This window comes from Myxococcus sp. AM011, assembly GCF_013372595.1.
In the GTDB taxonomy this organism is placed as follows: Bacteria; Myxococcota; Myxococcia; order Myxococcales; family Myxococcaceae; genus Myxococcus; species Myxococcus eversor.
This window is the reverse complement of sequence record NZ_JABXEM010000159.1, coordinates 1-26,174: the sequence shown is the minus strand read 5'-3', so window position 1 is coordinate 26,174 and position 26,174 is coordinate 1. Positions and strand designations below refer to the sequence as shown.

Sequence of the window (26,174 nt, the reverse complement as noted above, 5' to 3'; positions counted from 1 at the left end):
CCGCGCCCGACGACGAAGCTCCGTCCTCCGAGGGGGCGAGAGCCGGCACAGCGGTTGCTCTAGGGGAGTGCCACGGAGGGGATGGCCACCTGTGAGCGCCCTCATCGAAGCGATGTCGACCGGATTCTGGGAGATGTGGTTGTGCCACCACTCGCGGCTCCTCGCGAAGAGCCTGCGCCACCTCGGTGGCCACCAGGCCGACGCGGAGGACGCCCTGGGCACCGCGATGCTGCGAGCCGCCGAGGCCTGGCCCCGGGAGGTCCGGCGGCTGCGAAACCCGGAGGCGTGGCTGACGCGCATCGTCCACAACGCCTGCGTGGACCTGCACCGCTCCCGGGCCCGACTCTCGGACGAGGCCCCTCGGGAGGAGGACGAGGCCGCCTCGGCGCGCGAGCCCCTGGCGCACGTCCCCTCTCCGGAGCAGCTCCTCCTGGAGCAGGAGCAGTCGCGGCTCCTGTGGCGCCACGTCCACCACCTGCCGGAGCCGCTGCGGCGGGCCTGCCTGCTGCGCTTCGAGCGGGAGCTGGACGGCAGGACGATGGCGGAGGAGCTGGGCATCACCCACGTGAATACCCGGCGCCGGCTGCTGCGGGCCTATCAGGTGCTGCGCGTGGCGCTCGGCTCCTCCACGCGAGGCTCGGAGCCGGAGCCTCCCACACGCGGGGGCGCGGAGCAGACTCCGCCTCCCCACCGGGCTCCGCGCGCGCGACGGGAACCGACTACGCGTTGGCGGCGTGAGCGTGCGCGTCCGCCCCTTCCCGCCCACCGCCGAGCCGACGGATGAGGCGGCGGCGGACGACCTCGATGTGCTCACGGAAGAAGTAGAGGTTCTCCGCGTAGGCCAGCGGCATGGGGATGCGGTTGACCTCGCGCTCGGCCTCCTCCAGCCGCTTGAGCATGTCCTCGAGCATCTCCCGCTCGGGGTTCTCGTCGAGCTGGATTTCAATCTCCTTCAGCCGCGCGTACCAGCGGACGATGCGCTGGCGGATGCGCCACTGGTAGAGCGCGGGGACGGCGCGGAACAGCGGCACCACCACGGCGATGATGGGCACCAGCATCACCCACAGCCGGTCCACCAGGTTCGCCGCCCAGAACGGCAGGTAGCGCTGGAGCAGGGGGATTCCCGCCTCGTAGTAGCGCTGGGCCTCGCTGCTGAGGGCGAAGCCCGTCTCTCGCGGCGCGGGGAACTCGTTGGGGCCGTCGAGCAGGCCCGCGCTGCCGTGGACTTCGCTGGCCGCGCGCATGAGGAGATAGGAGAGCGCGGGGTGCAGCGAATCGCGCGCGACGAGGTTCGCCGTCGGCGCGAGCACCACCACGTCCCGCGCGGGGATGTCCGAGGCGAGGTTGAACACGCCCCGAGGCAGCACCAGCCGGGTCAGATACGGGAAGCGGCGCGCATAAGCCTCTCCGCGCGCGAAGCTGAGCAGACTCACCCCGGGCACCGCCGCCAGCTTCTGGATGGCGGGCGACTCCGCGGGCGAGATGAGGAACGCCGCGTCGATGAGTCCCTGCTTGAGCTGCTCGGTGGCGGCCTCGCGCTCCAACGGCAGCAACTCCGTGGGCGCCTCGTCGATGCCGTTGGCCTTCAGCAGCGTGACGGCGAGCGCGCGCGTGCCGCTGCCCTCCGGCCCCACCGCGATGCGCCGCCCCTTCAACTGGCGCACGTCCTCCAAGGGCTCGCCCCGGTAGAAGACCCAGAGGGGGACGTAGGAGACGCTGCCCAGGGAGACGACGCTCGTGGCCTTCTCGCCGCCCACGGTGCCGCTCTGCACGAAGGCCACGTCGACGCCGGAGGCCCCGTCCGCGAGCAGCTCCACGTTTTCAAGGGAGCCCTTCGTCGTGCGCAACTCCAGGGTGACGCCGTGCTTCTTGAGGACGTCCTGGTACTTCCGCGCGTAGTAGCGGAAGCCGCCCTCGTCGGGAGAAAGGGCCAGCACCAGCTTCTTCGGGGGCGCGGGCTCGATGAAATAGAAGGCAGCGGCGAACGCGAGGCCGATGAGGAGCACCGCGGGCGCGAGCGTGAGCCAGAGGTCTCGTCGCAGGGTGCGCCGCAGTTGTTGCTTGAGGGAGTCCGCCGTCATGGTGGGCGCGGAGTATACGCAGCTCTCCGCGCCCACTCCCATGACTGCCTGTCTGGAGGACGGCTAGCAGTCAGCCGGGCAGGAGGCGGGCGTCTCCCACGGCTGGCAGATGGCATCCCCGCACGAGGAGTTGAGGAACGTCTCCAGGACGGCCTTGCGGTGCGGCAGGAAGACGGCGTTCAGCGCCGGGGAGATGCGGAAGCGCGGGCCGAAGGGGCCCGGCGCCGGGTCGAACTGCTCACCCACATGGACGAAGCCCGCGGAAGGAGGCCAGACGAGGCCACCGCCCAGGTTCGCCCCGTTGCTCAGCTCGTGGCAGCCCGCGCAGGACAGCGCCAGCGAGCGCTCCACGATTTCCTGGGGCAGCAGCGGACTGCCCAGCAGGAACAGCTCGTTCTGGATGTTGTTGCGGAAGACGCTGGGGGCGGGGCCGAACTGGAAGCGGTAGTCGTTCTCCGGGCCCTGCGAGTTGCTCTGGCCGCTGTTGAACATGTCGGGAATGGTGTTGTTGAACAGGTTGATGTCGTTGACGGCCAGCGCCGGCACCTCCGCCGGGAACACCGCGTTCTGGAACGGCCCCGACAGCGGGTGCGCGGAGAGGGGGTCGAACAGCGTGCCACCCGGGTTCACCTTCACCGTCACCGGCCGGAAGTTCAACTGGCACGGCGTGGCGCCGCACATCGTCCGCCGCACGCTGAACTCCCGCAGCGTCCACGGCGGCTGGATGAACTGGTTGGTGCGCACCTGGCCGGTCGGCACGCCCGTCGTCCGGTTGCCGTAGTTGTCCATGTGGACCACCGGCATGAAGCCCGGCATGCCCGTGAAGTAGAAGTTCTGCAGCCCGGTAATGCGGGTGGTGAGCGGCGCGCCCGTCAACGAGGCCCAGAAGTTGGCCACCGGCGCACAGCCATTGAGGCCCAGCGCGGGATTGGGGTTGGGCAGCACCGCCTCGAAGATGAGGAGGTTGCGATTGCCACCCCCGGGGATGCCGGAGCGCTTGCCGTAGATGATGCGGTACTCACCGCAGTCCACGCCCGACGCCGGCGCCAGGTCGAAGCGGTTGACGAGCGCCAGCGGGATGTACTCGTCGGGATTCACTCCCGGGTTGATGAAGGGATTGACGGTGGACTGGTTCCCCTCGATGCGAGGGCACTGATACTGGAAGCCGTTGAAGAGCGGCCCACAGTTGGGCGGCAGCGCCGTGCGCCACCAGTCCTGGAAGAGGGCCAGCGGCGTCAGCCCCGGGACACCGGACTGCGTCACCAACTGCGTCATCACCCGCAGGAGCGGGAAGTTCCTCACGATGGCGTCGTCGGTGATGAGGAGCGACGAGCGAGGGTCCACCGTGACGACCATCGCCGAGGGACCCGCGGGTGGCAGCGCCATGGCACCAATGCCGCGGCGCTCCGGATGCCGCGTCGGGTCCACCTGCACCGGTTCCGCCAGGTCCAGCTCCGGAGGCCGGGTCTCAAGTTCCGTGTTGTCACAGCCGGCCGCCAGGGCGACCACCGCGCACACGAGCATCCTTCGCCAGTCAAGCTGGCGCTTCTCAACCATGCATTGCATTCGAGTTCTCACACCCGCGCGGACGGCCGCGCCCCCCTGCCAGGGATGAGCACTCCGGCACCACACCGGATTCACGGGCTGGCAAGTACTCCCATGATTTCGCGTTTATACATTGTTCAGTGACACAAAATCCACAAAGAGTCCGGGTCAAATGCAAACATCGAAGGCGCGAAACCGGAGCCGGGGATTGGGTCCTGATACACCCTTGGTACGGACCTGAACGAAAGACCTGCCCTCCCGCGCCGTCCCATCCCAGACGTGTGGTCCGTGGCGAGTGTTACTCGCAAACAGCCGGGGGCGTGAAAAGTCGCGGAGGCTGACGACAGGGCAGACGCCCGCGTCCCAGCGGGCAGGATGCGCCCGGGGTGCTGGGGACACCGGCCCCTCGTGACGAGGGGACTCGCCACGTCTGTGTCTGCAGTGGGGGGTCTTTCGATGGAACCGTCTCTTCGCGCCGCGTTCGCCGGCACGAGCATCCACCTGGTCATCCTGGGAGCAGCGCTCGCGGCCGAGCCCCAGCCTGTCCAGCGGGCGTATCAGGACTATTACAACGTGGCCCTGACACCCGGAGGCGTCACGGCCAGCAGCCAGCTCAGCCGGGGCACCGTCTTCGTGCCCATCCTCCAACCCGGCACCCACGCGCCGAAGCGGGGGCTGGATGGCTCGCCGCTGCGCTACACGTGTGGAGTCACCTTCATCTCCCCGCGCAGGGCCATCACCGCCGCGCACTGCCTGGACCAGATCAGCGTCTGGGACCCGGAGAACCAGCCGCTCGAGGTGCGCATGTATGACCCGATGATTGCCGCGGACGTGGACTGGGAGGCCACCGCGGAGAGCCTGTCGGGCACCTTCCCCGGCTACCAGCGGCGCCCCCTGGGCCCGGGCTACAGCACGTCGTCGTACCCATGCCGGGTGATTGCACGCTGCGGTGACTCGTTCGGCAACTACCAGTGCCCCGCGTCGTTGCCCCGCGCCGACACGGCGCTGCTGGACTGTGGCGACACGAGACCCGGCTGCCGCCACGACTACCTCGACGTGGCCGCGTCGGAGGGCGTGGGCGTCCCCGTGTCCATGGCGTGGGCCCACGAGGTCTACTCGATTCCGGACAACCGGAGCTCCGAGCTCTGGCAGCGCTACACGCGCTACATCAACTACGACCCGGCCCAGAACTACCACTACTACGGGCCAAACCAGCTCCTGCCGCTGCTCTCCGCGCCCTGGAAGAACCCGGTGCGTCCCCGCGTCTCACTGGGCCTGTCGGGGTTCGGCACCGACGCGCGGCTCACGGAGCTGCATGGCTGTCATGGCTCCTCCGGCTCCGGAATCACACAGCTCAACGAGAGCCTGGGCACCCAGGAGTTGCTCGGGCCCGTCGCCGTCTGGTCGAACTGGGTGTTCTCCGCGCACGACTACGACTTCCTCTGCGAGGACCCCGCGCGCACCGCCCGCGCCCCCGGCGACGCGGGACTGGGCTATGCCCGGCTCGCCTTCACCCGGAAGCTCGTCGAGTCGAAACACCCGGACGATGTCTGCGACACGAAGACCCCGGGCTTGTTCCCCAATCCCAACCTCTGGCTCACCCACGACGTGTGGCTGTTGCGACGCGACAGCCCGGGCACCCTGCCCTTTCCCAAGCCCTGGCCGTGTGTCGCGTCGTCGTGCACCGCCTGGGAGCGCTCGCGCTTTCCCAACGAGCCCCTGCTCTCCGTCGGCCAGGGTGAATCGCTCACCCTGCCCTCGGCGGAGGTCGTCGCGGGCATGACGTATCGCGTGTCGGTGCGCATCCGGGCGATGGAGGAGAACCTGGCTCCACTCGTCACGCTGACCCTGGGCGGTCAGGTGCTCGTGAGCGGCGCGAGTCCCGTCGCGCGCCCGGGCGAGGCCGCGGGACTGGTCGCCACCACCTTCGTCGCGAGCGCCGGTGGGGCGAGGTCGCTGCGGCTCTCCCCGGCGGAGGGCTCGGGGGCGTTCGCCGTGACGGAGCTCGTCGTCGTCGGGGACACGCTGGTCAATGGCTTCGAGAACCGCTCACAACGCGTGGGCATGGGCATCCTGGAGCCTGGGGCTCTCACGCCTGTCCCCGCCACGTGGACGCGGACACCGACCTCGCGCTTCGCGGCCCTGCTGCGAGGTGGCCAGCGGTTCATCGCCACGCGACAGGCCCTCGTCTCGGGCCGCGCGTGGACGGTGGAGTTCGACGCATCCCGAGACACGCGAGGGGTGACGTGCGGCTTCCTCACCGCCGATGGACGGGAGCTGCGCACGAACTGCAACTCGACCGCAGGACGCGTCCGCGCGAACTTCCAGCTCGGCGCCGCGCAGCCGACCGCGTTCATCGTCGACCTCCCCGCCGGACAACCCGACCTCGCGCTGGACAACCTCCGCCTGTCTACGCGCTGAGCAACGACCTCGCGCCTCCGCCGGAGGCCCCATGCGCCGGGCGGAGGCACGCGGCGGATCCTCAGTTCCGCACGTCGCAGGAGCCGGCATCCGAGAGCAGCCGGCCCACGTTGACGTGGAACATCTCACTGGGAAGGAATGGCTCGTACTGGTGCCGCACGAAGTAGAGCGTGCGGTGGTCCGGCGAGAGCGTCGGGTGGTACTCGTCCAGGTCGGTGTTCACCGTGGGCCCCAGGTTGCGGGCCGGCTGCCAGCCGCGCCACGTGCGAGAGGCCGCGTAGAGGTCGCCGTAGCCGTAGCCCTCCGGGCGGCCGATGGAGGCGAACAGCAGGGTGTCGCCGTCGGGGAGGATGCTCGGGTTGAACTCCCACAGCTCGGTGTTGATGGCGGGCCCCAGGTTCTCCGCGGGCCCGTACGTCCCATCCGCGCGGAGCCGCGAGCGCCACACGTCCCAGCCGCCGAAGCCGCCCTCGCGGTCCGAGCCGAAGTACAGCGTGCCGTCCTCGTCCACGCTGGGGTACAGCTCGTCGGCGAGGCTGTGCACCGCGGCGCCCAGGTGCCGAGGCTCGCTCCAGCCGCCATCCCTGCGACGCTCGACGACCCACATCTCCACGTCTTCGCGGGGCGCGCCGTTGACGGGACGGATGGAGGAGAAGAACAGGCGGCGCCCATCCGGCGAGACGAACGGGTCGATGTCCGAGTGCACGCCGGAGAACGGCGCCGGACGAGGCTGCGTCCAGCGGCCATTGCGCAGCTCGGAGTAGACGATGGTGGCCTGGCGCGTCTCGGGGAAGAACCCCGGGCTCACGCCCCAGAAGGCCGTGCGGCCGTCCGGCGTGAAGGCGATGCGCCACTCCTCCTGCTCGGGCAGGGAGACGAAGCCCGGAGCGAACACCTCGGGCGTGCGAGGCGCGAAGGCCTCGGCGGATGTTGCGACACCCAACGACAGCGCCGCGAGCACCAGCGGGAGACGACGGAAGGACGATGACATGACGGATTCCTCTCGGGATGTGGCGGGAGGAGTGGAAGTCCTTCCCGCCATGGCCGAGGAGGTACGCGTGTCGCGCGGCGCTGTCCGGAAAGCGGGGATGGAGCGAGCCGCGCGCGGGATGGACGGGAGCGGCCCGGGGACGCGACTCAGCGTGTGCCTTCCGGACCGGAGCCGGAACCCAGCCCGAGCGCGGACTCCACGCGAGCGCGATGGCTGCGCCCGGTGCGCACGGCGGTGCCCCCGGGGCCGAGGACGAGCAGGTATTCGCCCTGGGAGAGCGGCTCCATCTCCCGCACCTGGTCCAGGTTGATGAGCACGGAGCGATGCACGCGCAGGAACCGACGCGGATCCAACCGCTCCTCCAGATGCGTCAGTGTCTCGCGCAACACGTGCTGCTCGCCGCCCACGTGGACGCGCACGTAGTTGGCCTCCGACTCCACGTGGGTGATGGCGGAGCAATCCACGAAGCGGATGCGCCCATCGACCTTGACCGGCAGGCGACGCAACGGTGCCTCCGCCAGCGCCAGCCCGGATAGGAGCGCCTCCTGACGGACCACCGCCTCGCTGCGTCGCACCAGCCGCACCTGCTCGCGAGCCCGGACGAGCGCGGCCCGGAAGCGCTCCTTGTCATAGGGCTTGAGCAGGAAGTCCAGCGCCTGGGCCTCGAAGGCGCGCACGGCGTGGTGTTGCCACGCGGTGACGAAGACAACCACGGGGACTGCCTCCGGAGGCAGCGCGCGGAGGACCTCGAAGCCGTCGCCCGCGGGCATCTCGACATCCAGCAACAGCACGTCCGGCGACGCGTGGAGCACCGCGCGCACCGCCTCCGCGCCGCTTGTCGCCTCGGCCACGAGCTCCACGTTCGGCTCCGCCGCCAGCAGTGCGCGCAGGCGGGAGCGGGCCAGGGGCTCGTCATCCGCGAGCGCCACGCGCAGGAGTCCCGACTCCACGGCTTCGGTGTTCATGCCGCCACCCTCGTCCCCTCTGGCTCCGCGTCGAACGGCACGCGAAGCTCCACCACCGCGCCCCGAGGTGTCCCCGGCCGAAGCTCCAGCCCGGCACGGCCCCCGTAGAGCGTCGCCAGTCGCGCGCGCAGGTTGGACAGGCCCACACCGCCCCCTCGCGCCGGGCCTCCCACGGGCGGCCCCATGCCGTCGTCCCGCACGAGCAAACGCAGCACATCCCCTTCCCGCTCGGCGGAGATTTCAATCCGCCCCGGCTCCGCGCGCGGTGCCAGGCCGTGGCGGATGGCGTTCTCCACCAGGGGTTGCAGGGCCAGATAGGGCACGCGCGCCTCCAGCACCTCGGGCGCCAGCCTCCAGGCCACATGCAGCCGGTCGCCGAAGCGGATCTGCTCGATGTCCAGGTAGGGCGCGAGCGCCGCCTGCTCCTCGCGCAGCGTCACCTCCTGTCGCCCGTGGGACTCCAGGCTGTGGCGCAGGAGGTCTCCCAATCGCGCCAGCATGCGCTCCGCCGCGTCCGGGTCCACGTGTACCAGCGAGGCCACGGCGTTGAGCGCGTTGAACAAGAAGTGCGGCCGGAGCTGCGACGCGAGCGCCTGGAGTCGCGCCTCCGCGAGCTGCGCCTGGAGCTGGTCCGCGCGACGCTGGCGCACGTGGGCCCTGCGCGCGAGACCCAGGGCATGGGCGCCCGCCGTCAGCAACACGAAGGGCAGCAGGTTGTTGACGACGCTCTGGGCCAGCACGTAGGGCACGTGCGGCTCTCGCTCATACCAGCCGATGAGGTCCTGGGTGAGCACGACGAAGGTCGCCCTCCCCAGCACGACGAGCAGCAACGCACCCAGGTGGAAGCCCAGGGCGGGGAGCGGGCGCCGGCGCGTCAGGGGGACGCGCTCGGACAGGCGCAGACACATCACGGTGAAGGGCACCCACAAGAGGGAGCTGGCCAGGGACATGCGCCACAGCTCGGCCTCGACGACCTTCGCCTCGCCGATGCGCTGGAGGAGCTGGACCTGGCTCACGGAGATGAGCGCATCCGCGAGCCACCAGCCCAGGGCGCCCAGCCACACGGCCCAGGATGGCAGGGGGGGCACCTCGCCAGCCCGGAGTCTCTCCGTCTCCTCGTCACGCATGATGGGCAAGGGTAGCGGGCCCCGGGGATGGCTTCCATGACGCCCGGGACGAACCGCTCGCGTGCGGGGATGAACGGAGCGTCCCCCGGCGGGCGCTCAGTGGCCCTGGCGTGACAGCCATTGCCGCCACTGCTCGGGACGTTCGAAGTCCTCGCCGGAGAGCAGCCGGAGCACCTTCACCGCGGGGTCGCGGTTGATGGGCTGCTGGTAGGCGGACATGTCCACGAGCAGGGTGCCGACCTTCTGGAGCACCTCCGCTCGACGGGCCTTCAGCTCGTCGGGGGTGAGCTTCACGAGCACCATCTCCAGCAGGTAGGTGCCCTTGTTCCGGTCCATCACGCCCGGCATCGTCATCACCTCGAAGACCACGGACAGGTCGACGACAGGCCGCGCCAACGACTCCTGGAAGGCCAGCACCGCGCGGACGACGTTGTTGCGCACGCCGGAGTCCGGGTCCTTGAAGAAGGGCACGAGCCACCCGATGACCTGCTCCGGCGTGCCGGCATAGCCCAACACCAAGGGGACCACCGCGCGTCGGTTCGCATCGGCGTCCTCTCGCAACACGCGCAGCAGCGACTCCCGAGCGGCCGGCGCCTTCTCGACGAAGCGCGGCTCGTAGGGCGCGAGCTCCGGATGGCCGAAGCCGAAGGTGCAGTGAGCGACGCGACAGGTCATTGGCTGCTCGGGGTTCAACCCGCCACTGATCATCAGTTGCTCCACCTTGTCGTCGTACTCCAGCCACTGCGCGACGAGCCCCCCCGGGTCCTCCACGTGTCCGGTGGGAGTGGGGAGGAAGCTCAAGCGGTGCGAATCCTCGGCGTCCACCAGGTCCACGCTGGCGAAGGCCTGTCCCTTCAAGTCCTCCGCGAAGAACGCAATCATTCCCACCTCGGCGTAGGCGAGATTGAATCGCTGACGCAGGGCCTCCTGGCGCTTCTTCAGTAGATGGCGACTGCCGACGACGGGCTTACCCACCTCCAGGCCCAGCATCTGGATGACCGAGGCGGCATCGGCGCGACGCGAGCGTGACACGTCGATGGTCATGAGCACGGGGAGGGGCATGGGTGGAGCGTCCGCCTTGTCCAGGTTCGCCTGGACGGCAGACACCACCTCCGTCCAGCCTGGCAGCGAGCGGAGCGAGGCCAGCTCCGGGTCGAACTGGAGCTGCTCCACGGAGAGGTAGCCCTCGCCGGCCGAGCGCTTCAGGAAGGCGAGCGCGTCATCGGGGCGACCGCCCATGGCCGAGCACCTCGCGGCGGAGTAGTACCCCTCCGAGCGCAAGCCCGCGTCTGTCATGGCCTCCGCGGCCTGTCGGCGCAGGTCGGCACAGGTGGCGAAGTCCTCGGCGTCATAGGCCTTGCTCGCGCGCTGGGACAGATCCTGGGAGGCCCTGGCGCCCACGGTGGAGACCACGTCCTTCGGCGTTCCAGACGAATGCGCGCAGCCCACGCCCATCATCAACAACAGACTCAATCCGGCAGACTTCCTCACGGAAACCTCCCTTTCGAACCCCGGACTGTGGCTCGGCGCGGGCCCCGGATTCAATTCCTCACGGTTCTGACGCAACGCCCCAAAGGCCTCGGGCTTGAGTTCCGGCCATCCGAGCCCCAGCCTGGACAATTGCAACTCAGTGGATTCCGTTACCCGGAGGCGCTCAGGACATGTCCAGCCATACCCACTCGAAGAAGCCGTGGTCCTCGGTGCGCCCCCGTTCGTCTATCAGTGGCAGGTTGTCGATGACTTCGGCCAGGGCAACCAGAGCACCTTCTGGACCACCGGGTCGACGACGCACGACGACTGGTGCTTCTTCAAGCTCTCCACCACGGGGACCCACTGGAGGAAGTGGGTCCGCTTCCGTGTGACGGATGCGACCGGCGCCGTGTCCAACGTCGCGGAGACCAGCCGCCCCTGCTGGAGCCCCAACTGACGTCAGGGCCCCGGTGCCTCCCGCTTCACTCCGCCTTCTTCGGAGCCGGAGCGGGACGCACCACCCGGTGCACGGGGTAGATGCCGCCCACCTCCAGCAGCTTGTCCAGGAACTGCCACCGGCAGAAGCCATCGTCCGAGTGCGGCTCCAGCAGGTACACGGCCAGCGTGCCCGCGCGCTGCGCCGTGGGCACGTAGAGCGTCCCTTCGGCGAACTCGCGCGTCGTCCGCTCGGGCGACACCGTCAGCACCGTCTCGAAGCGCACCGGCTTGGGCTTCTGGCTCAGCGGAACCTCCGCCTCACCGAGCGCGGGCACGTTCGCCGCCACGTCGGGGCTGAAGGTCTCCTCGCGCCGGGCGATGCGGTAGCTGTCCACCAGGAAGTGGCGCGCCTTGGGGAGCACCTCGAATCGAATCCCGTGCCCCTCCAGCCGAGGCGCCAGCTCCGCCGGCACCAGGTACGCCTCCGGCGTGCTCACCGCCTGCGTCGGGATGAACGTCCGCTGGTGCGGCACGCGGTAGACGCGGCGCTTCTTCCCCGGGAATCGGTGCTCCGCGATGCTCTTCTCGTCGAACGCCTGGATGCGCGCCAGGTCTCCGTCCTTCGCATACGCCGGGTAGTCGAACGTCAGCGCGCCCTTCTCATCGCGCGTGGCGACGCCGTAGTTGATGCCCACCTGCGTCTGGAGGTCGGGCGTCGTCCCTCGCGCGATGATGGCCTGCTGCTGGCCTTCGGTGACGGAGCGGAACGCCTTCGCGCTCCGGGCCGCCTCGCGGAACAGCTCCAGCAACCACGCCCGCGTCACCGCGCAACGGCGCGGGAAGTCGATGTAGCTGTACGTCTCCAGCAGCACATCGAGCCGCCCGAGCAGCCCCCGGTAGTGACTGCCGAAGCGCGGCAGCGCCGGGTACGTGTGCCAGCCCGAGGCGGGCACGTCCTCCTCGCGGTAGTTGCCGTACCAGAAGCTCTCGAACCCGTGGCGCTTGCTCACCGCCTCGGAGACGCGATCCAACATGGCCCGGTTGTAGTCGCGCAGCTCCTGGAACAGCGGCTCGTTCGAGTGCGACGTGTCGTACGTCAAATCGAAGGCGTGGATGCTGCCGTCCGTGGTGTGGCAGTCGATGAACAGCTCCGGCCACCACGTCTGGTGCAGCTTCGCCATGGCGCGCGTCTCCGGCGCCTCCTGCTTCGTGCTGTCGCGGTTGAGGTTCCACCCCTCGCCCGTGTAGCGCGTGCCCACGCCGCCCTCGGGGTTGACCTGCCCCTCCAGGCTCTTGAGGTTGAGCTTGCGGTTGTTGGGGCTGATGCGGTCATTGCCGTCCGGGTTGAAGTTGGGAACCAGGACCAGGCACAGCCTGTCGAGCAACTTCGCGCCCAGCTTCGTCAGCGTCAAATCCCGCGCGAGCGCGAGCACCGCCTCCTTGCCCTCCACCTCGCCGGAGTGGATGTTGGCCTCCACCAGCACGACGACCTTCTTCTGCTTGCGCGCCAGCTCGGGTGTGAAGCAGTTGCGATCACTCACGATGAGCGCCACCAGGGGCTGGCCCTCGCCGCTCGTTCCGAAGTCCACCCGTCGGGCGAGCTTCGTACGGCGGCAGAGCTCGTCGACGAAGGCGAGCACGTGGGAGTGACGCGAGGTTTCGGCGTAGTTCGACGATTCAGCGCGAGTGAGCAGCTGGGACATGGGCGCGCATCCGAGCGCCGCACTCCCGCGTCGTCAAGCACTTCGTCCACGACGACACACCGCGAATGTGCGCACCCCGTCCTCCAGTGAGCGCTCGTCGGAGCAGTGACGTGCCGTGTCGACGATTCCAGCGCACTGCCCGGGAATTCCACGCGAGGATGCCGCCCGAATGAAAATCTGGGTCGATGCCGATGCCTGTCCGGGCCCCGTCCGGGAAATCCTCCTGCGCGCCTCGCAGCGCCTCAAGGTGCCTCTCGTGTTCGTCGCCAACCGGTCGATGAACCTGCCCCGCTCGGAGTTCGTCTCCACCGTGCAGGTGGGCGCCGGGCTCGACGTGGCGGACCAGCACATCGCCACCTCGGCGCAGAAGGGAGACCTGGCCGTCACGCAGGACATCCCGCTCGCGGCGCTGCTGGTGCCACGGGGCGTGGTGACGTTGGACCCGCGCGGCGAGCTGTTCTCCGAGGAGAACATCGCCGAGCGGCTCTCCGTACGGAACTTCATGCAGGAGCTGCGGGAGAGCGGCGTCGTCACGGGCGGCCCGAACGGCTTCAATGCCCAGGACCGCCAGCGCTTCGCCGCCGCGCTGGACCGCGAGCTGTCCCGGCTGCTCCCGAAGCGAGGCTAGCCAACCCGGCTCCGGGAGCAAGCCACGCTCCCGGAGCGACGGGCGTGGACTCAAATCCCGTCGATGAGGCGGGTGGCGATGTCGGGGCTGAACTGGCCCGCGGGAATCGACGGAGCGATGCCGCAATTCCCATCGGAATCCCCTGGGACCTTCACCCACAGGAGCATCTCCGCGCCCCCGCCCACCTGCGACAGCGCGCCCAGCTTGCGGCCCCCGGGGTTGCACCACTCGCCATTGTGGCCGTTGCCGTTGCGGCTGGTGTCCACCACGAAGGGCCTGGTGTAGCCGTAGCGCGTGTTGAGCGAGCTGTTCACCGATGCTCCGAACGTCGTCGACTGGGGCGTGGTGAAGAAGTTCGACACGTTCAGCACGAAGCCCCGGATGTTGCGGACCCCGGAGGACTCCAGTCGCTGCGCCGTGGTGTCAGCGCCAATCCAGTTGGCGTTGCCGCCATCCATATAGGCCCACGTGTTGGGGGCACGGTCCCTCAACTGCTCCGTCGCATAGCGCAACAGGCCGAGCCGCGTCTGCCGCTCCGTCTCATTGGGCAGACAGTCGAGCTGGGCGAGCGCGTCCGGCTCGATGATGACGATGGCGGGGCGGCTGCCGAGGCCCGTGACGAAACCGGAGATCCACGCGCGATAGGCCTCGGGGCTGCCCGCGCCTCCTCCCGAGTGGCTGCCGCAATCGCGCCCGGGGATGTTGTAGGCCACCAGCACCGGCAGCTTGTCCGCCGCGTCCGCGGCGGTGACGAAGCCGGCCACCGCCGAGGCGATGTCTCCACTCCAGTTGCCGAACCAGCGCGCCCCCGGCTTGCTCGCGATGGACGACTGGATGCGCGCCGCGCGCCCGTCCCCGCCGTTGCTTCGCACCCAGTTGGCGGAGTTGGAGTTCGGGTCCACGTAGAAGCCGCTCGTCATTCCCACCGGCCCGGAGCCACCGTCCTCCGTGGTGAGCGAGATGTTGTCCAGGAAGGCGGAGAAGGCGCCCACGCCGCCGAGCTGGAACGTCACCTGTCCCACCGTCGTCGCCACGTTGGACGTGAAGGGGAACGTGAAGGTGCGCTGCGTGCCATCCAGGGTGATGTACTGGTCCAGCGGCGCGGTGTACGGCGCGGCCCCCAACTGCACCGTCGCCCTCACCCTCGCGGTTTTCGACGCGGACGCCGTGAAGGACAGGGTGTACGCCCGGCCATTCACCAGGGCGATGTTGTCCTGTCCCATGGGAGCGTCCCAGGCATTGGCGGGGCTTCCCGTGACGTTGACGCGCAGCCGTCCGTTCTCCACCACGGACTGCGTATTGGGACCACTCCACCACGGAGCCACCGTCCCGCCGCCGAAGGTGCCATTGGCGACCAGCTCCGCGAGCGGAGAGGCCACCACGCCCTCGGTCTCCGTCTCCGGCGCGGGCCGCGCGGAGGGACCGCACGCGGACACCAGGGACGCCACCAGCACCCAACCCACTTGTCGACGCAGTTGCACGAAACGATTCCTCCTGCCCGCTTCCGGATGATAGGGATTGACGTCCGGCGTGTCGCGGGCCCTTGAGCGCGGCGCGGCATCCTGGCAGGCTTTTCCTGATTTACCAGCTCAAGTACACACAGGGCCTCGCAGTCAATACAATGGCAAAATTTGCAAGCAGCCTGAAACAGCGCCGTCCATCCTGAGTGTAGACATCCACGTTCGACGGCGGCGCCAGGGAATATCGAACACTCCCTCGCGGGAAATCACGCACGGCGCGCGCCATTACTCCGGCTCGGGTGTCGTATCCGCGCTGTCGAGCCCATGCCTGCGCAGCAGCCGACGAAGCTGGGTGCGGTGCAGGCCGAGCGCGCGCGCCGTCGCGGAGACGTTGCCCCCTTGCTGACGGAGGGCCTCCTCCAGTCGGGCCCGCTCATCAGGCTCGGGCGCCTCCGCGCGCGGCTCGGGCCTGGGCTCGGGGCCGCTCGGAGGCGTGGCGCTCCCCGGGCCGAAGGCGGTCCCCGCGGTGGGGCTCAGGTGTCGAGCCTCCACACGGGTGGCCCCTTGGAGCTGCGCGCCCTGGATGGCGCCACGCAGTTCCACCAGCAACTCGCGGATGTTTCCCGGCCAGGGCCGCAGGAGACACTGCTCCACCAGGGAGACGTGGAGCCCGAGCCCCGGGGCCACGCGCTCCGCCTCGCGCTGGAGCAGGAGGGGCAGCTCCTCGGGACGCTGGCGCAGGGGTGGCACCACCACCTCCGGGCGGCCCATGCGGAAGTACAGGTCCTCTCGCAGGCCCCCTCGGGCCACCAGGGCGCGCAGGTCCTTGTTGCTCGCGGAGCACAGGTGCACGTCCACCGTCTTCGCCCGGGAGGCCCCCAGGGGAAGCACCTCGCGCGTCTCCAGGGCCCGCAGCAGCTTGGCCTGGACGGACAGGTCCAACTCCACCACCTCGTCGAGGAAGAGCGTGCCGCCATCGGCGGCCTGGAGGTACCCCAGGGCATCCGCCTCCGCGCCGGAGTACGCGCCGCGCCGGACTCCGAAGAGGAGCCGCTCCGCGATGCCCTCGGGAATGGCGGCGCAGTTGACGGCGACGAAGGGGCCCTCGCGCCGGGGGCCATGTTGATGGAAGGCGCGCGCCAGGCCCTCCTTGCCAGCGCCGCTCTCGCCATGGATGTGGAGGGAGAAGCCCAGCTCGGCCGCGCGAGCCACCTCCGCGAGCAGCCGCCGCCCCCCCGGGCCGCGCACGAAGCCGTCCACCAGCACGACGCCGTGCTCCTCCAGGGGCCTCACGTCGAGGCTCGGGACGAAGAGCGAGTCCCCCATGCGCAGCACCGTGCGCACCTCGCGAGGCGCGCCGGGAGCGAGCGGCTCCCCATCCACCCAGGTTCCGTTCTGGCTTCCCAGGTCGACGGCCTGGAAGTGCTTCCCATCGAAGCGGACCTGGGCATGGCGGCGCGACATCCTCGGGTCCTGGACCTCGCCCAGCAGGGGGCCTCGTCCCAGCTCCAGGCCCTCGGGCGGTATCCGGAGGGCCACGGCCAACGCCGTGCCTCCACCAAAGATGCGCACCAGCCCGGGAACGCGCGCCGCGTCCGAGGCCCCCTGCCCTCCTCCATCAGCGCTTGGCCGGAGCGTCGACCCGTCGTGTTCCATGCCGTGCCATCATACGCGCCAGTCCGTGGCACACGGTGCCAGCGTTTGTGCCAGTTCCAGAGCGCCAGGGGCCCTGGGCGAGGACGTCCTCCCGAGGACGATGGGAATGTCGGGGGCCCGTTCAACCATGGCACGGCGCTCGCTATGGGGCGCCCGCACCGAGAGACAGCAGGGGGACACCACACCATGAGGAACATGACTGACGACATCACGGCGCCCGTACGGGGAGCCTACCGGACCACCGGACCCATTCTGCTGGCGACACTGGCGCTCCTCGGCGCGAGCGCCTGCCTCAAGCCCCTCCAGCTCCCGCCGGACCCGAACCCCCAGCGGCCTGATGTGGGGGACAAGTACGTGACGGACTCGGAGACGAAGCTGCCCGTCACGAAGTGCAGGGGCGAGGACTGTCCGCCGCTGACGCCTGACGCGTCACCGCTGGCGCCCATGGAGTGTCCGACGGGGCAGTGCATCCCGGACAACTCGAACGGCCAGGGCATCTACATCGTCGAGGGGAGCGACTTCTGTTTCAAGCAGGGAACGGAGTCCCGGTTCTGCCCGGAGGCCTTCGTCAATCGCGGTCCCGGCGACGTGGTGCTCAGGGGGAGAGACCGCCTCATGAACACGTTCTTCTACACCCCGACAATCCGGGGGGTGCTGCCGGGGCAGCTCCAGCGCACGCCGCAGGGAGGGCCGGCCAGCTTCGTGGCGATTCACAGCATCCAGGGCAAGGGGGACCAGCTCGTCGTCAATTACTGTCATTCGCGCGTGCAGTGCAGCAAGCCGGAGGACATCCAGACCCTCCAGGGGGCGGCGCTCGCGGGCTTCACGTTCGACGTGCTCTTCCGGAACGTGCCGGACGAGGAGACGTACTTCGAGCTCCAGCTCATTCCGGTGGAGGCCGACCAGCTCCTCCCGCCGTTCCGGCTCCAGAAGTACGAGGTGCGACACCGGCTGAGAGACCCCAATGGCAATCATCCAGCCTGGACGAATCCCTGCGGAGGGACTGCGCGAGGCAGGGTGGGCATCCTCCCCGGCCGGGTGGTGGATGACATGAATGCGGCCGTCACCGCCGACGCCAACGTCACCACGCTGGGGTGCGAGTCCGGTGCCATCGTCACCTGCCTGGATTGGGGTTACAGCCCCTGGAACTCCCAGACGGGAGCGGCCGACCCCCGGCGTGAGTTTGTCTATGGGTCCTGTCTCCAGGCGAAGCGCGCGGCCTATTTCGTGGGCCAGGGAGACCTCAAGAGCTACACGCTGACGGGCACTCGCATCCTCAAGCGGGACGAGTATGGCTTTGGGCGGGACGCGGAGGATGGAATCGAGCGCACCGACTTCCTGGAAGCGCTCTGGAGTCCCAAGGGCGCGGTCTGCCTCAATCCCGAGCACCGGCGCCACCCGGAGATTCCCCTGCATCCGGAGCATGGCCCCCGAATCGAACGCTGTGAGGCGCCGCCGGGACAGCAGGTCCTCTGGCGGGACAACGCCAAGCTCTCGACGGGTTTGCCGCCTCGACGCTAGCGCGGGTTTCAACATCACCGCGGCGGAGGCGAGCGTGGACGAGGCGGAGAATGCCGTAGAGGTTCTCCACCTTGTCCACTGGGAGTGCCCCTGCCCCTTCGCACGAACTGCTCCGAGCAGGCCTTGCGGCGGACCTGGACTATGGCTTCTCGACTTCCAGCGCCTGTACCAGTCCGGCGTACTCGCGACGAAGCAAGGGGTTGAGCTCCAGGGCCCGCGCGAGCGCGGCTTTGGCCTGACGAACCCCTTCCGCCCGCGTGGAGCTCGCCCGCGCCTCCAACAACAACAAGCCGGCACGCAGCGACTGAGCCTGTGCCTGATTCGGGTCGAGCTGCATCGCCAGCTCCACCTGTCCGAGGCCCTCGGACACGGTGACTCGCGCCGCCGAGGGAGTCTGCACTTCCGCCAGCTTCCATGACGCCCGTGCGAGTGCCAGGTGGGCCTCGAGATACGGATAGAGCGCCACGGCGCGCCGGGCTTCATCACGGGCGAACTGGAGCAGCCCCACCGCGTCCCGCCCCTTTCGGCGAGCCCACTCCGCCTCCACGAGCGCCAGCCGCGAGCCCACCACGCGGCAATCCGCGCAACGCGAATCCAGGCGCAGCGCCTCCTCCAGGGCCCGGCGCCCCTCCTCCAGCGCAGTCGCGGGAGACTGCCCATCGCGCACCGCCTGGGCCGCCCGCGACAAGTGCACCGCCGCGACATGGAAGTGGGTGCGCCCCGACGTCGCGTTGATGCGCAGTGAGCGGCCGAGCGCCTCGAGCGCCCGCGTCAGCGCGGGACTCGCGTCGCCTCCCAGGTCGATGAGGTACGAGGCGCGGGTCAGCTCGGCCAGCGCCACCTCGTTCAGCGCCGAGTAGAAACGACCATCCAACGCGAGCGCGCCCTGCCCTGCTTCCAAGGCCCGCTCCACGTCCGGGCCCGGGTCCTCGCCTCGTGACAACGCATACGTCGCCAGCGCGTTGTGCAGCTCCGCCAGGTTCGAGTGAGCGAAGAGGTACCGGGGGTCCGTGCGCAGCGCGAGCCGCAGGTGCTTCCCCGCGGCCTCGTATTCGGGGCGAGGGTCCAGACCGTGCTCACGCTGATGGTTGCCCTTCCAGCGGTGCACGAGCGCCAGGTCATTGTGTCCCCAGGGGTAGGCCGGCTCCAGCTCCAGCGCCCGGGTGAGCTGAGCCATGGCCTCGTCCCACGACGCTCCAGGGTCTCCGCCCTCGCGCGCGACCAGCAGTCCTCGCAGGAAGAGACTGAAGCCCAACGTGTCGTACGCGAGGACATCCCGGGGCTCCAGTTCAATGGCACGCGAGGCGGAAGCAATGGCTTCTCCCAGCAGCCGCTTCGGCTCTTCCTTCCCATCCTGGGGAGTCGCCGCGCGATAGGCATTCATCAACACCAGGGCACGCTTCGTGTGCGCGGACGCACGCGAGGGCGACGCGACGAGCGCCTGCTCACACGCGGCCAGCGCCCGCTCCAACGAGTCCTTGCGCGAGCGTCCCTGCTTCCGGTCCAGGTCCGCCAGTTGGAGCCAGGCTTCCGCGAGCGCCTCGTGGCCTCGCGCATCGCTGCGCGCCAGCTCCAGCGCCTGCTCGTACCGACGTGTCGCCTCCAGGAAGTCCGAGCGCGCGGCCTCGTGGTCTCCACGCCCCAGCCGCTCCATGGCCCGCGCATGAGCCACATCCGCCGCGAGCATCCGAGGCTCCAGCAGCCACGGAGTCTCAGCCTCCGCCTCCGACGCGGCGGCCTCCGCCACATCCAGTTCCTGGCGATAGAATGCCATCCATCCCGCCAGGAGCCGGGGCGACTCCCCCGCCGCGCCCTGCCCCCGCTCCAGTGCGCGGAGGGCGGGCTTGAGGAGGTCCGCGTCCAGCGTCCGCGCATGCTCGGCCATCCACTCGGGCCCGCCCCGTCGTCGCGCCGTCTCCATCGCGAGCAGGTACAGGCCCCCCAGCGTCTTCCCCAGCGCCAGGTTCAGCTCGGGAGAATCCAGCCCCAACCCCGCCGCGTGAGTCAGTTCCTCGCGGGCCTGCTCCAGCTCTCCCATCGCCAGATGACCGCGCCCCCGCGCGTAGTGCACCAGCGACTCGCCATGTACCCCCAGCGAATGTGGTGCCGACGCGAGCTGAGCCATCCGCTCACGCACGAGCCGCTGCTCCGGACGCGTGTCATGCAGCGGCGCCATCAAGGCCGCGCGCATCAGCCACTCCACGTCCTTCACCTGTTGCCCCAGGTGCTCCGCCAGGCGGGCGCGGCCCTCGGACTGACTCCACGAACGCACGCCGAGGGAGGACACGACGAGCACGCTCACCAACGACACGGCGGAGACGACGACGAGCGCCCGGTGCTTGCGCGCCCGCCGCAGCCACCGCGCGACGAGCCCGGGCCGCCGCGCGAGGATGGGCTCCCCATCCAGGTACCGGTCCAGGTCCTCCGCCAGCGCGCGCGCCGAGGGATACCGGCGCGCCGGGTCCTTGTTGAGACACGTCAGGACGATGGTCTCCAAATCTCCCGCCACCTCCTGCACGCGCAGGCGCGGAGGAACCACGTCCTCGTGCAGCACCTGGTGCAGCGTGCCCACGGACGTGCTGTCCCGGAATGGCGGCACGCCCGTCAACAGCTCGTACAGCGTGGCGCCCAGCCCGTAGACATCCGTGCGCCGGTCGACGCCAGTCCGGTCTCCACGCGCCTGCTCGGGCGCCATGTACGACGGCGTGCCGAGCACCGCGCCCGTCCTCGTGAGGCCCTGCTCCAGGTCCGCGTCATGGGCCAGTCCGAAGTCCATCACCACCGGGAACCAGTGCCGGGCCTCCTGCCGCTCCACCAGGATGTTGGCGGGCTTGAGGTCCCGGTGGATGACACCCAGCCGATGCGCCTCGTGCATCGCCGAAGCGACCTCCCGCATCACCTGGACCTTCTCGGCCAGCGTCATGTCGGGCGCCACGCTGTCCAGCCGGGTGCCCTCCACGAGCTGCATCGCGATGAAGTCCCGCGTCCCCACGCGGCCCACCTCGTACACCCGGCAGACATGGGGATGGACGATGCGCGCCTGCGCACGAGCCTCCTGGAGGAAGCGCATCGTCCGGTCCGGGTCCGCGTCCCGCACGAACTTGAGCGCCACGAAGCGACCCAGCCGCCGGTCCCTCGCCTTGTAGACCTCTCCCATCCCCCCGCGCCCCAGCAGCTCCAACGAGTCGAAGCGCTCGCCCATCAACGTCTCCGCCGTCCCCAGGACTGGAGCGTGCGCGCGGTGCTCCTCCCGCGCCTCGCTACCGTCCATCGTGGGCCCGTCGTCCCCTGCCCGGCGCCCCGCGTCTCCCCGTTCCGACATGGCGCCATGCTAACCGGCTCATGCGGCGCTCGGGCCAGTCGCTCCCTTCCCGCCCCTCCAGCGTCATGCTCCGGGTGTAGGCTGCCATCGCCCCTCGCGGCGCGCCTGGCACCCTTTCGCGAGGCTCGGAGGTCTGGACTTGAGCGTCGCCCTCATCATCGCCTTCACCACCACGCTGGCCCTCGGCACCACACCAGCGCCTGGCGCACGCGAGCCGCTCGCGGACCTCCTGGAGCGCTTCCCGGAGGTCGCGGGCTCGGACGACGAGCCGGGAATGGACAAGGAGGAGCAGGCCATGGCCACGGCCCTCCAGGCCTATGGAGCCACCGCCATTCCTCCGCTGCTCGCCATGCTCACCAGCGAAAAGGAAGCCGTGAGGGAGCTGGCGGCCTACACCCTGTCCGAAATCGATGGGCTCACCGATGAGCACCTGGACGCGCTCGTCGAAGGTTGGCAGTTGGGCACGTCGTGGATTGAACGGGCCGTGGGCCGCGTGGGGACACCGCGCGCACTGGAGGTGCTCGTGGAGACCCTCCATGAATATCCCTCCTCCCAGAGTCAGCTCTCCGGCGCTCTCGTCATGGCGGGAGGAAAGGGAGCCCTCGCGCTCGTGGAGTCGCTGCGCGACGCCAGTCCCCGGAAGCCGGCGTTCGTCGACAGTGCCTGCCAGATTCTGCGGGAGATGGAGCAGGACGCGGGTACTACCGCCATCGAGCCGCTCCTGGCCGTGGCGGAGGCGCCGAAGCTCCACATCAAGAACCGCGGCCACGCGGTACGGCTGGTGGGGTGTCTGGGCTTTCGGGCCCAACCCGTGGCGCCACGGCTGGAGCAACTTCGCGCCAAGACGCCCCGCCTGAGCAACGACGTCGGCGCGGCGCTCACGAACATCGTCCCCGAGCTGAAGGCGGCGCTCTTCGCCCAGCACCTGCGCACCGCGCCTGGCATCCCCCTGCTGCGGGAGCTGGCGGCGCTCCGTGAGAACGGACGCGGGGCCGGTGCGGTCCTCGTCGAGCTGCAGTCCCACGCCAACTGGGAGATTCGCGTCGCGGCGGTTCGCGCCATGGGTTACCTCCGGTACACGGAGGCGACCGAACTGCTCATCTCCCTGCTCGAGGACACGAAGGACTGGCAGCGGGTCTTCGTTTCAATCGAGGCGCTCGGAAGGTTCAAGGACGCGCGAGCCATCGACCCGCTCGAGCGGGTCGCGAAGACGCACTGGTATCCCTACGTGCGCCAGGCGGCGCTGCACGCCATCAAGGTCATCCGGGGCGAGGCCATGTATACCGAGCAGACGCACTTCCCCTCGGAGTTCCTCGCCTACCGGTACTCGGAATACGAGCCGGGCGACGCCGTCGATCCGCCCTTCGTTCCGGGAAGCGATGAGCTCTCCGCCGAAGCCCTCAAGCCACTGTCGTACACGGTGAAGATGCCGGCCCGCGAGGACAGACGCGCGTCCATCCAGAAGCTGGGGGCGGGCTGCGGCTTGCGTGTCGCCAACGGACACCTGCTGGGCTCGGACCGGGGCGAGTGGGGAGGCGAGCTGGTCCATCAGACGGCGAAGGGCACCACCACGATGCTGCTGAAGGAGAACGTCCGGTCCATCCATCGCATCGGTGACACGCTCGTCGCCGTCACGGGGCTGGCCCACCTCTCCAGCCATCGCGGAATGCTCTACCGAATCGTTTCCAAGGCGGACACCTACGTCACCGAGCCCTGGCGAACGCTGCCCAGCGCGCCCAAGGTCGCCGGGATGATGGAAGACGGCCGGCTGTTCGTCTCCTGCGAGGGCGGCGACATCATCGTCACCGCCGACGGAACCCTGGAGATGTCGACCCGGGAGAGCCGACGCGCCAGGCCCGCGAAGTAGCACGCGGCACACCGCCGCGCCCAAGCTCAGCGCGCGGCGGTGCGGAGCAACGCTCACTCACCCGGCACGCCGCCGCGCTCAAGCTCAGCACGAGTCGGTGCGGAGCAACGCTCACTCACCCGGCGTGCCACCTCGCCCAAGCTCAACGCGCGGCGGTGCGGAGACCGCTCACTCACCCGGCGCGCCACCTCGCCCAAGCCACGGAGCGAGGCGGGTACGCGAGGCCCTCGCTCAAACTCAACGCAAGGCAGTGACGTGGATGGTGGGAGTGCGCGCCGCCGTCGCACGCTCCACCACGCGGCCCAGGCGCAGGAGCAGGTGCTCCTCATACGGGCGCCCCATGAGCTGGACGCCCACCGGCAGCCCCGCGCGGTCGAAGCCGGCCGGGACGGACAGCGCCGGGAAGCCCGTCAGGTTCCCCTCGCGCACGAAGCGCATCAGCGCGTCCACCACGGGCAGGTTGGACTCGCCATCCGGCAGCGTCCCCTCCGGAATGAGCGGCGCGGTGGTGGCCGTCGACGGCGTGACGATGACGTCCACGCCCGCCATGACAGCCAGGAGCTCACGCGTCAGCCGGTGGCGGTGGCGCAACGCATGAATCAGGTCCGTGGCGCGGAAGTGCCGGCCGATGGCCAGGTTGGTGCGCGAGTCGAGCCCGAAGTCCGCCGAATGGGCACGCGAGTGCGGCAGCATCGACTCGGCCATCTCGCTCAGGATGATGCAGCTGTGCGTCCACAGCACCGTGTTCAAGTCCGGCGCGGGTATCTCCACCACCGTCGCGCCCGCGTCGGTGAGGGCGCGCACCGCTTCCTTGCAGCGCGCCACCACGTCCGGCGAGGCATCCTCGAAATAGGGCCAGCAGATGCCCAGTCGCACTCCCGTCAGGTCCGCGCGCTCGTAACCGGACAGGTGATGCGGCGGCTGCGTCTGGGCGACCAGGTCCTTGCCGTCGGGCCCGGCCAGGAGCGCATACATCGCCGCGACGTCGTCGACTGTGAGCCCCATGGGCCCGACGTGGCCCACGTTCCAGCACAGCGGCGGCACGCCCGTCTCGGGGATGCGGCCCCACGTCGCCTTGAGGCCGACGATGCCGCACAGCGCCGCCGGGATTCGGATGGAGCCTCCACCGTCCGCGCCGATGCTCAGCGGACACAGCCCCGCGGCGACGACGGCCGCCGAGCCGCTGGAGCTCCCTCCGGTGATGTGTCCCCGGTTCCACGGGTTGCGCGCGGCGCCGTGGTGCGGATTCAACCCGATGGGGTTGATGCCAATCTCGTTCATGTTGGCCTTGCCCAGGAGGAGCGCCCCCGCGGCCCGCAGGCGCGCGGCCACCGTGGAGTCCACCGTGGTCACCTCGTTGCGGAACCGCGTGCCCAGCGTCGTGGGGAAGCCCGCCAGGTCCACTTCGTCCTTGAGCACCACGGGCACGCCGTCCAGCACGCTCAGCGGACGTCCGGCGCGCAGGCGCTCGGCGGAGGCCTCGGCGGCGCGGAGCACCTCGTCCGGCTTGCGCGCGATGAACCAGCCCATCCGCCCCTCGCCGCGCTCCAGCCGGTCGATGGCCTCGTTCAACCGCCGCGCCACGGCGACGGGGTCCACGCCGCCCTCTCGATAGGCGCGCGCGAACGAGCCCACCGTCTCGCGCTCCGGCGTCACGGCCTGCGCGGCGATGGCGCGCGCGGCCTGCTCTTGAGGGGACTGGGCTTGCGTGGCGGGGGCGCCGTGCGGCAGCGGAAACTGGAGCGGCGGCGCGTCCCCCGCGGGCAGCTCGCGCCACGCGGTGATGCCACTGTCCCGCACCAGCTTCTCCAGCACGGGCCCGCCAACCCCACTCTCCAGGGTGTTGACGAATGCCTTGAGCGCCAGCCCCGACACGCGGGGCGCCTTCACCGGGTTGCGTTGGTAGGCCATGCGCCCAGCCTACTCGGGCGAGCCCTGACGCGCGCGCCTCAACCCGGAGGACGACCCAACCCGTGCGCCTCCGCGAGTTCCCTCAGTCGCTCGACGAGCGCATCCCGGTCCTCGTAGCGCAGGCCCTCTGTGCGAATCGCGGGCAGGAGCTCGACACGGACGCGTCCCGGACTCACGCGCCACTCGCCATGCGGGAGCACCGCGCGCACGCCATGGAACACCATGGGGACGATGGTGGCCCCCGCGCCAATCGCGAGCACCGCCGCGCCCTTCTTGTAGGGCCCCAGCGAGCCGTCGGGGCTGCGCCGTCCCTCGATGGACATGTAATAGCTGGCGCCCCGCCGCAGCGCCTCCTGGGCCCGGTCCACCGCGCGACGCGCCTGCGCGTGCCACCGCCGCACCACCACCGTGGAGCCCTGCGCCACCGGCACCCACCCCGCGAAGGGCAACAGCGCGAACCCCAGGTTCATGAAGATGAGCGAGGGTCTTGGAAGCGCCGGGGGAGTCACGAACGTCTCGCCCAGGCTGGTCTGGTTCAGTTGAAGGAAGACGTATGCCGCGTCGTCGTACCGGCCCGCGTTGTGGTCCACCACCTCCACGTCCACGCCGAAGACGCGCCGCGCCCAGAGGCACCAGGCGCGCATGAGCGCGTCCGACGCACCGGGACTCACGGGCCCCAGGAGGAGCGCCGGGGTGAGCAAGGGAGGCATCGCGGCGCACGCCACTCCCCAGCGCAGCAGACTCGTCAGCAGACCCGGGCGAGGAGGGAGCGCGCTGGGAACGTCCATGCGCCCCGCTATACCAGGGTGTACCCATCACGACAGGGTGGAAGCGGACCTCTCGCGTGACCTCGCGTTGACATGGCAGGCTGTGGGGAAATCCAGGCAGGCAGGGGGGCCCCATGGGAAGTCCACGCGTCAACGCGCTCGAGGAGTACAAGGCCCTGCTCGGAAGACAGCGGACCCAACCGCTAGGCCCCGATGAAGAACAACGCCTGGAGTTGCTGCGCGACGTGCTCCTGGAGCTGGGCGCGCTGCCACCCGAGGGCAGCCCCCTCCCCACGCGCCC

General features: G+C 69.9%; 18 protein-coding genes. 6 read left to right on the top strand and 12 right to left on the bottom strand.

The annotated features are described in order from the left end of the window. Positions 1-112 precede the first annotated feature (112 nt). Entirely contained in the window at positions 113-784 is a 672-nt protein-coding gene (locus tag HUW62_RS29015; protein ID WP_176436250.1) for an RNA polymerase sigma factor, read from the top strand. On the opposite strand, the gene HUW62_RS29010 is transcribed toward HUW62_RS29015, so the two are convergent. Together HUW62_RS29010 and HUW62_RS29005 are read right to left on the bottom strand one after the other, a co-directional pair. Continuing rightward, positions 720-2,081: a TAXI family TRAP transporter solute-binding subunit gene (locus tag HUW62_RS29010; protein ID WP_176436249.1), complete on the bottom strand. Its 1,362-nt coding sequence runs from the start codon at positions 2,079-2,081 to the stop codon at positions 720-722. The two genes, HUW62_RS29015 and HUW62_RS29010, sit on opposite strands and share 65 nt — an antisense overlap. Before the next feature lie 63 nt (positions 2,082-2,144). Further along, on the bottom strand, positions 2,145-3,638 hold the full coding sequence (locus tag HUW62_RS29005; RefSeq protein WP_176436248.1) for a hypothetical protein: 1,494 nt from the start codon (positions 3,636-3,638) through the stop codon (positions 2,145-2,147). Positions 3,639-4,082: 444 nt separating this feature from the next. Between HUW62_RS29005 and HUW62_RS29000 the strand changes: the two genes are divergently transcribed. Beyond that, entirely contained in the window at positions 4,083-6,047 is a 1,965-nt protein-coding gene (locus HUW62_RS29000) for a hypothetical protein (RefSeq protein WP_176436247.1), read from the top strand. 61 nt (positions 6,048-6,108) lie between these two features. Here the strand turns inward: HUW62_RS29000 and HUW62_RS28995 are convergent, their stop codons facing one another. The 4 genes from HUW62_RS28995 to HUW62_RS28980 form a co-directional block, all read right to left on the bottom strand. Continuing rightward, on the bottom strand, positions 6,109-7,038 hold the full coding sequence (locus HUW62_RS28995) for a PD40 domain-containing protein (protein WP_176436246.1): 930 nt from the start codon (positions 7,036-7,038) through the stop codon (positions 6,109-6,111). A 146-nt stretch (positions 7,039-7,184) separates the two neighbouring features. Further along, the gene (locus HUW62_RS28990; RefSeq protein WP_176436245.1) at positions 7,185-8,003 is read right to left on the bottom strand and encodes a LytTR family DNA-binding domain-containing protein; all 819 of its coding nucleotides are present in this window, start codon (positions 8,001-8,003) and stop codon (positions 7,185-7,187) included. Further along, positions 8,000-9,130: a sensor histidine kinase gene (locus tag HUW62_RS28985; protein ID WP_176436251.1), complete on the bottom strand. Its 1,131-nt coding sequence runs from the start codon at positions 9,128-9,130 to the stop codon at positions 8,000-8,002. Before HUW62_RS28985 ends, HUW62_RS28990 begins: the two co-directional genes overlap by 4 nt. Positions 9,131-9,226: 96 nt before the next feature. Next, the gene (locus HUW62_RS28980; RefSeq protein WP_176436244.1) at positions 9,227-10,621 is read right to left on the bottom strand and encodes a HEAT repeat domain-containing protein; all 1,395 of its coding nucleotides are present in this window, start codon (positions 10,619-10,621) and stop codon (positions 9,227-9,229) included. Between the two features lie 199 nt (positions 10,622-10,820). Here HUW62_RS28980 and HUW62_RS28975 point away from each other — a divergent pair, with 199 nt between their 5' ends. Then, the gene (locus tag HUW62_RS28975) at positions 10,821-11,057 is read left to right on the top strand and encodes a hypothetical protein (protein WP_176436243.1); all 237 of its coding nucleotides are present in this window, start codon (positions 10,821-10,823) and stop codon (positions 11,055-11,057) included. A 25-nt stretch (positions 11,058-11,082) separates the two neighbouring features. Here the strand turns inward: HUW62_RS28975 and HUW62_RS28970 are convergent, their stop codons facing one another. Beyond that, positions 11,083-12,741: a M14 family metallopeptidase gene (locus tag HUW62_RS28970; protein WP_176436242.1), complete on the bottom strand. Its 1,659-nt coding sequence runs from the start codon at positions 12,739-12,741 to the stop codon at positions 11,083-11,085. A 169-nt stretch (positions 12,742-12,910) separates the two neighbouring features. Between HUW62_RS28970 and HUW62_RS28965 the strand changes: the two genes are divergently transcribed. Then, the gene (locus tag HUW62_RS28965) at positions 12,911-13,369 is read left to right on the top strand and encodes a YaiI/YqxD family protein (RefSeq protein ID WP_163871087.1); all 459 of its coding nucleotides are present in this window, start codon (positions 12,911-12,913) and stop codon (positions 13,367-13,369) included. Positions 13,370-13,419: 50 nt separating this feature from the next. On the opposite strand, the gene HUW62_RS28960 is transcribed toward HUW62_RS28965, so the two are convergent. Then, entirely contained in the window at positions 13,420-14,850 is a 1,431-nt protein-coding gene (locus tag HUW62_RS28960) for a glycoside hydrolase family 6 protein (protein ID WP_176436241.1), read from the bottom strand. 264 nt (positions 14,851-15,114) lie between these two features. After that, on the bottom strand, positions 15,115-16,368 hold the full coding sequence (locus tag HUW62_RS28955; RefSeq protein ID WP_368670499.1) for a sigma 54-interacting transcriptional regulator: 1,254 nt from the start codon (positions 16,366-16,368) through the stop codon (positions 15,115-15,117). A 312-nt stretch (positions 16,369-16,680) separates the two neighbouring features. Between HUW62_RS28955 and HUW62_RS28950 the strand changes: the two genes are divergently transcribed. Next, entirely contained in the window at positions 16,681-18,006 is a 1,326-nt protein-coding gene (locus HUW62_RS28950) for an ADYC domain-containing protein (protein WP_176436239.1), read from the top strand. 139 nt (positions 18,007-18,145) lie between these two features. Here the strand turns inward: HUW62_RS28950 and HUW62_RS28945 are convergent, their stop codons facing one another. After that, entirely contained in the window at positions 18,146-21,328 is a 3,183-nt protein-coding gene (locus HUW62_RS28945) for a serine/threonine-protein kinase (protein WP_176436238.1), read from the bottom strand. Positions 21,329-21,467: 139 nt separating this feature from the next. On the opposite strand from HUW62_RS28945, the gene HUW62_RS28940 reads away from it, so the two are divergent. After that, complete coding sequence (locus HUW62_RS28940) at positions 21,468-23,195, top strand: HEAT repeat domain-containing protein (protein ID WP_176436237.1); 1,728 nt, start codon at positions 21,468-21,470, stop codon at positions 23,193-23,195. Between the two features lie 237 nt (positions 23,196-23,432). Here the strand turns inward: HUW62_RS28940 and HUW62_RS28935 are convergent, their stop codons facing one another. Next, complete coding sequence (locus HUW62_RS28935; RefSeq protein ID WP_176436236.1) at positions 23,433-25,106, bottom strand: amidase; 1,674 nt, start codon at positions 25,104-25,106, stop codon at positions 23,433-23,435. Positions 25,107-25,144: 38 nt separating this feature from the next. Then, positions 25,145-25,894 carry a 1-acyl-sn-glycerol-3-phosphate acyltransferase gene (locus HUW62_RS28930; RefSeq protein WP_176436235.1) on the bottom strand — a complete coding sequence of 250 codons (750 nt, stop codon included), beginning with the start codon at positions 25,892-25,894 and terminating at the stop codon, positions 25,145-25,147. Positions 25,895-26,174: the final 280 nt, after the last annotated feature.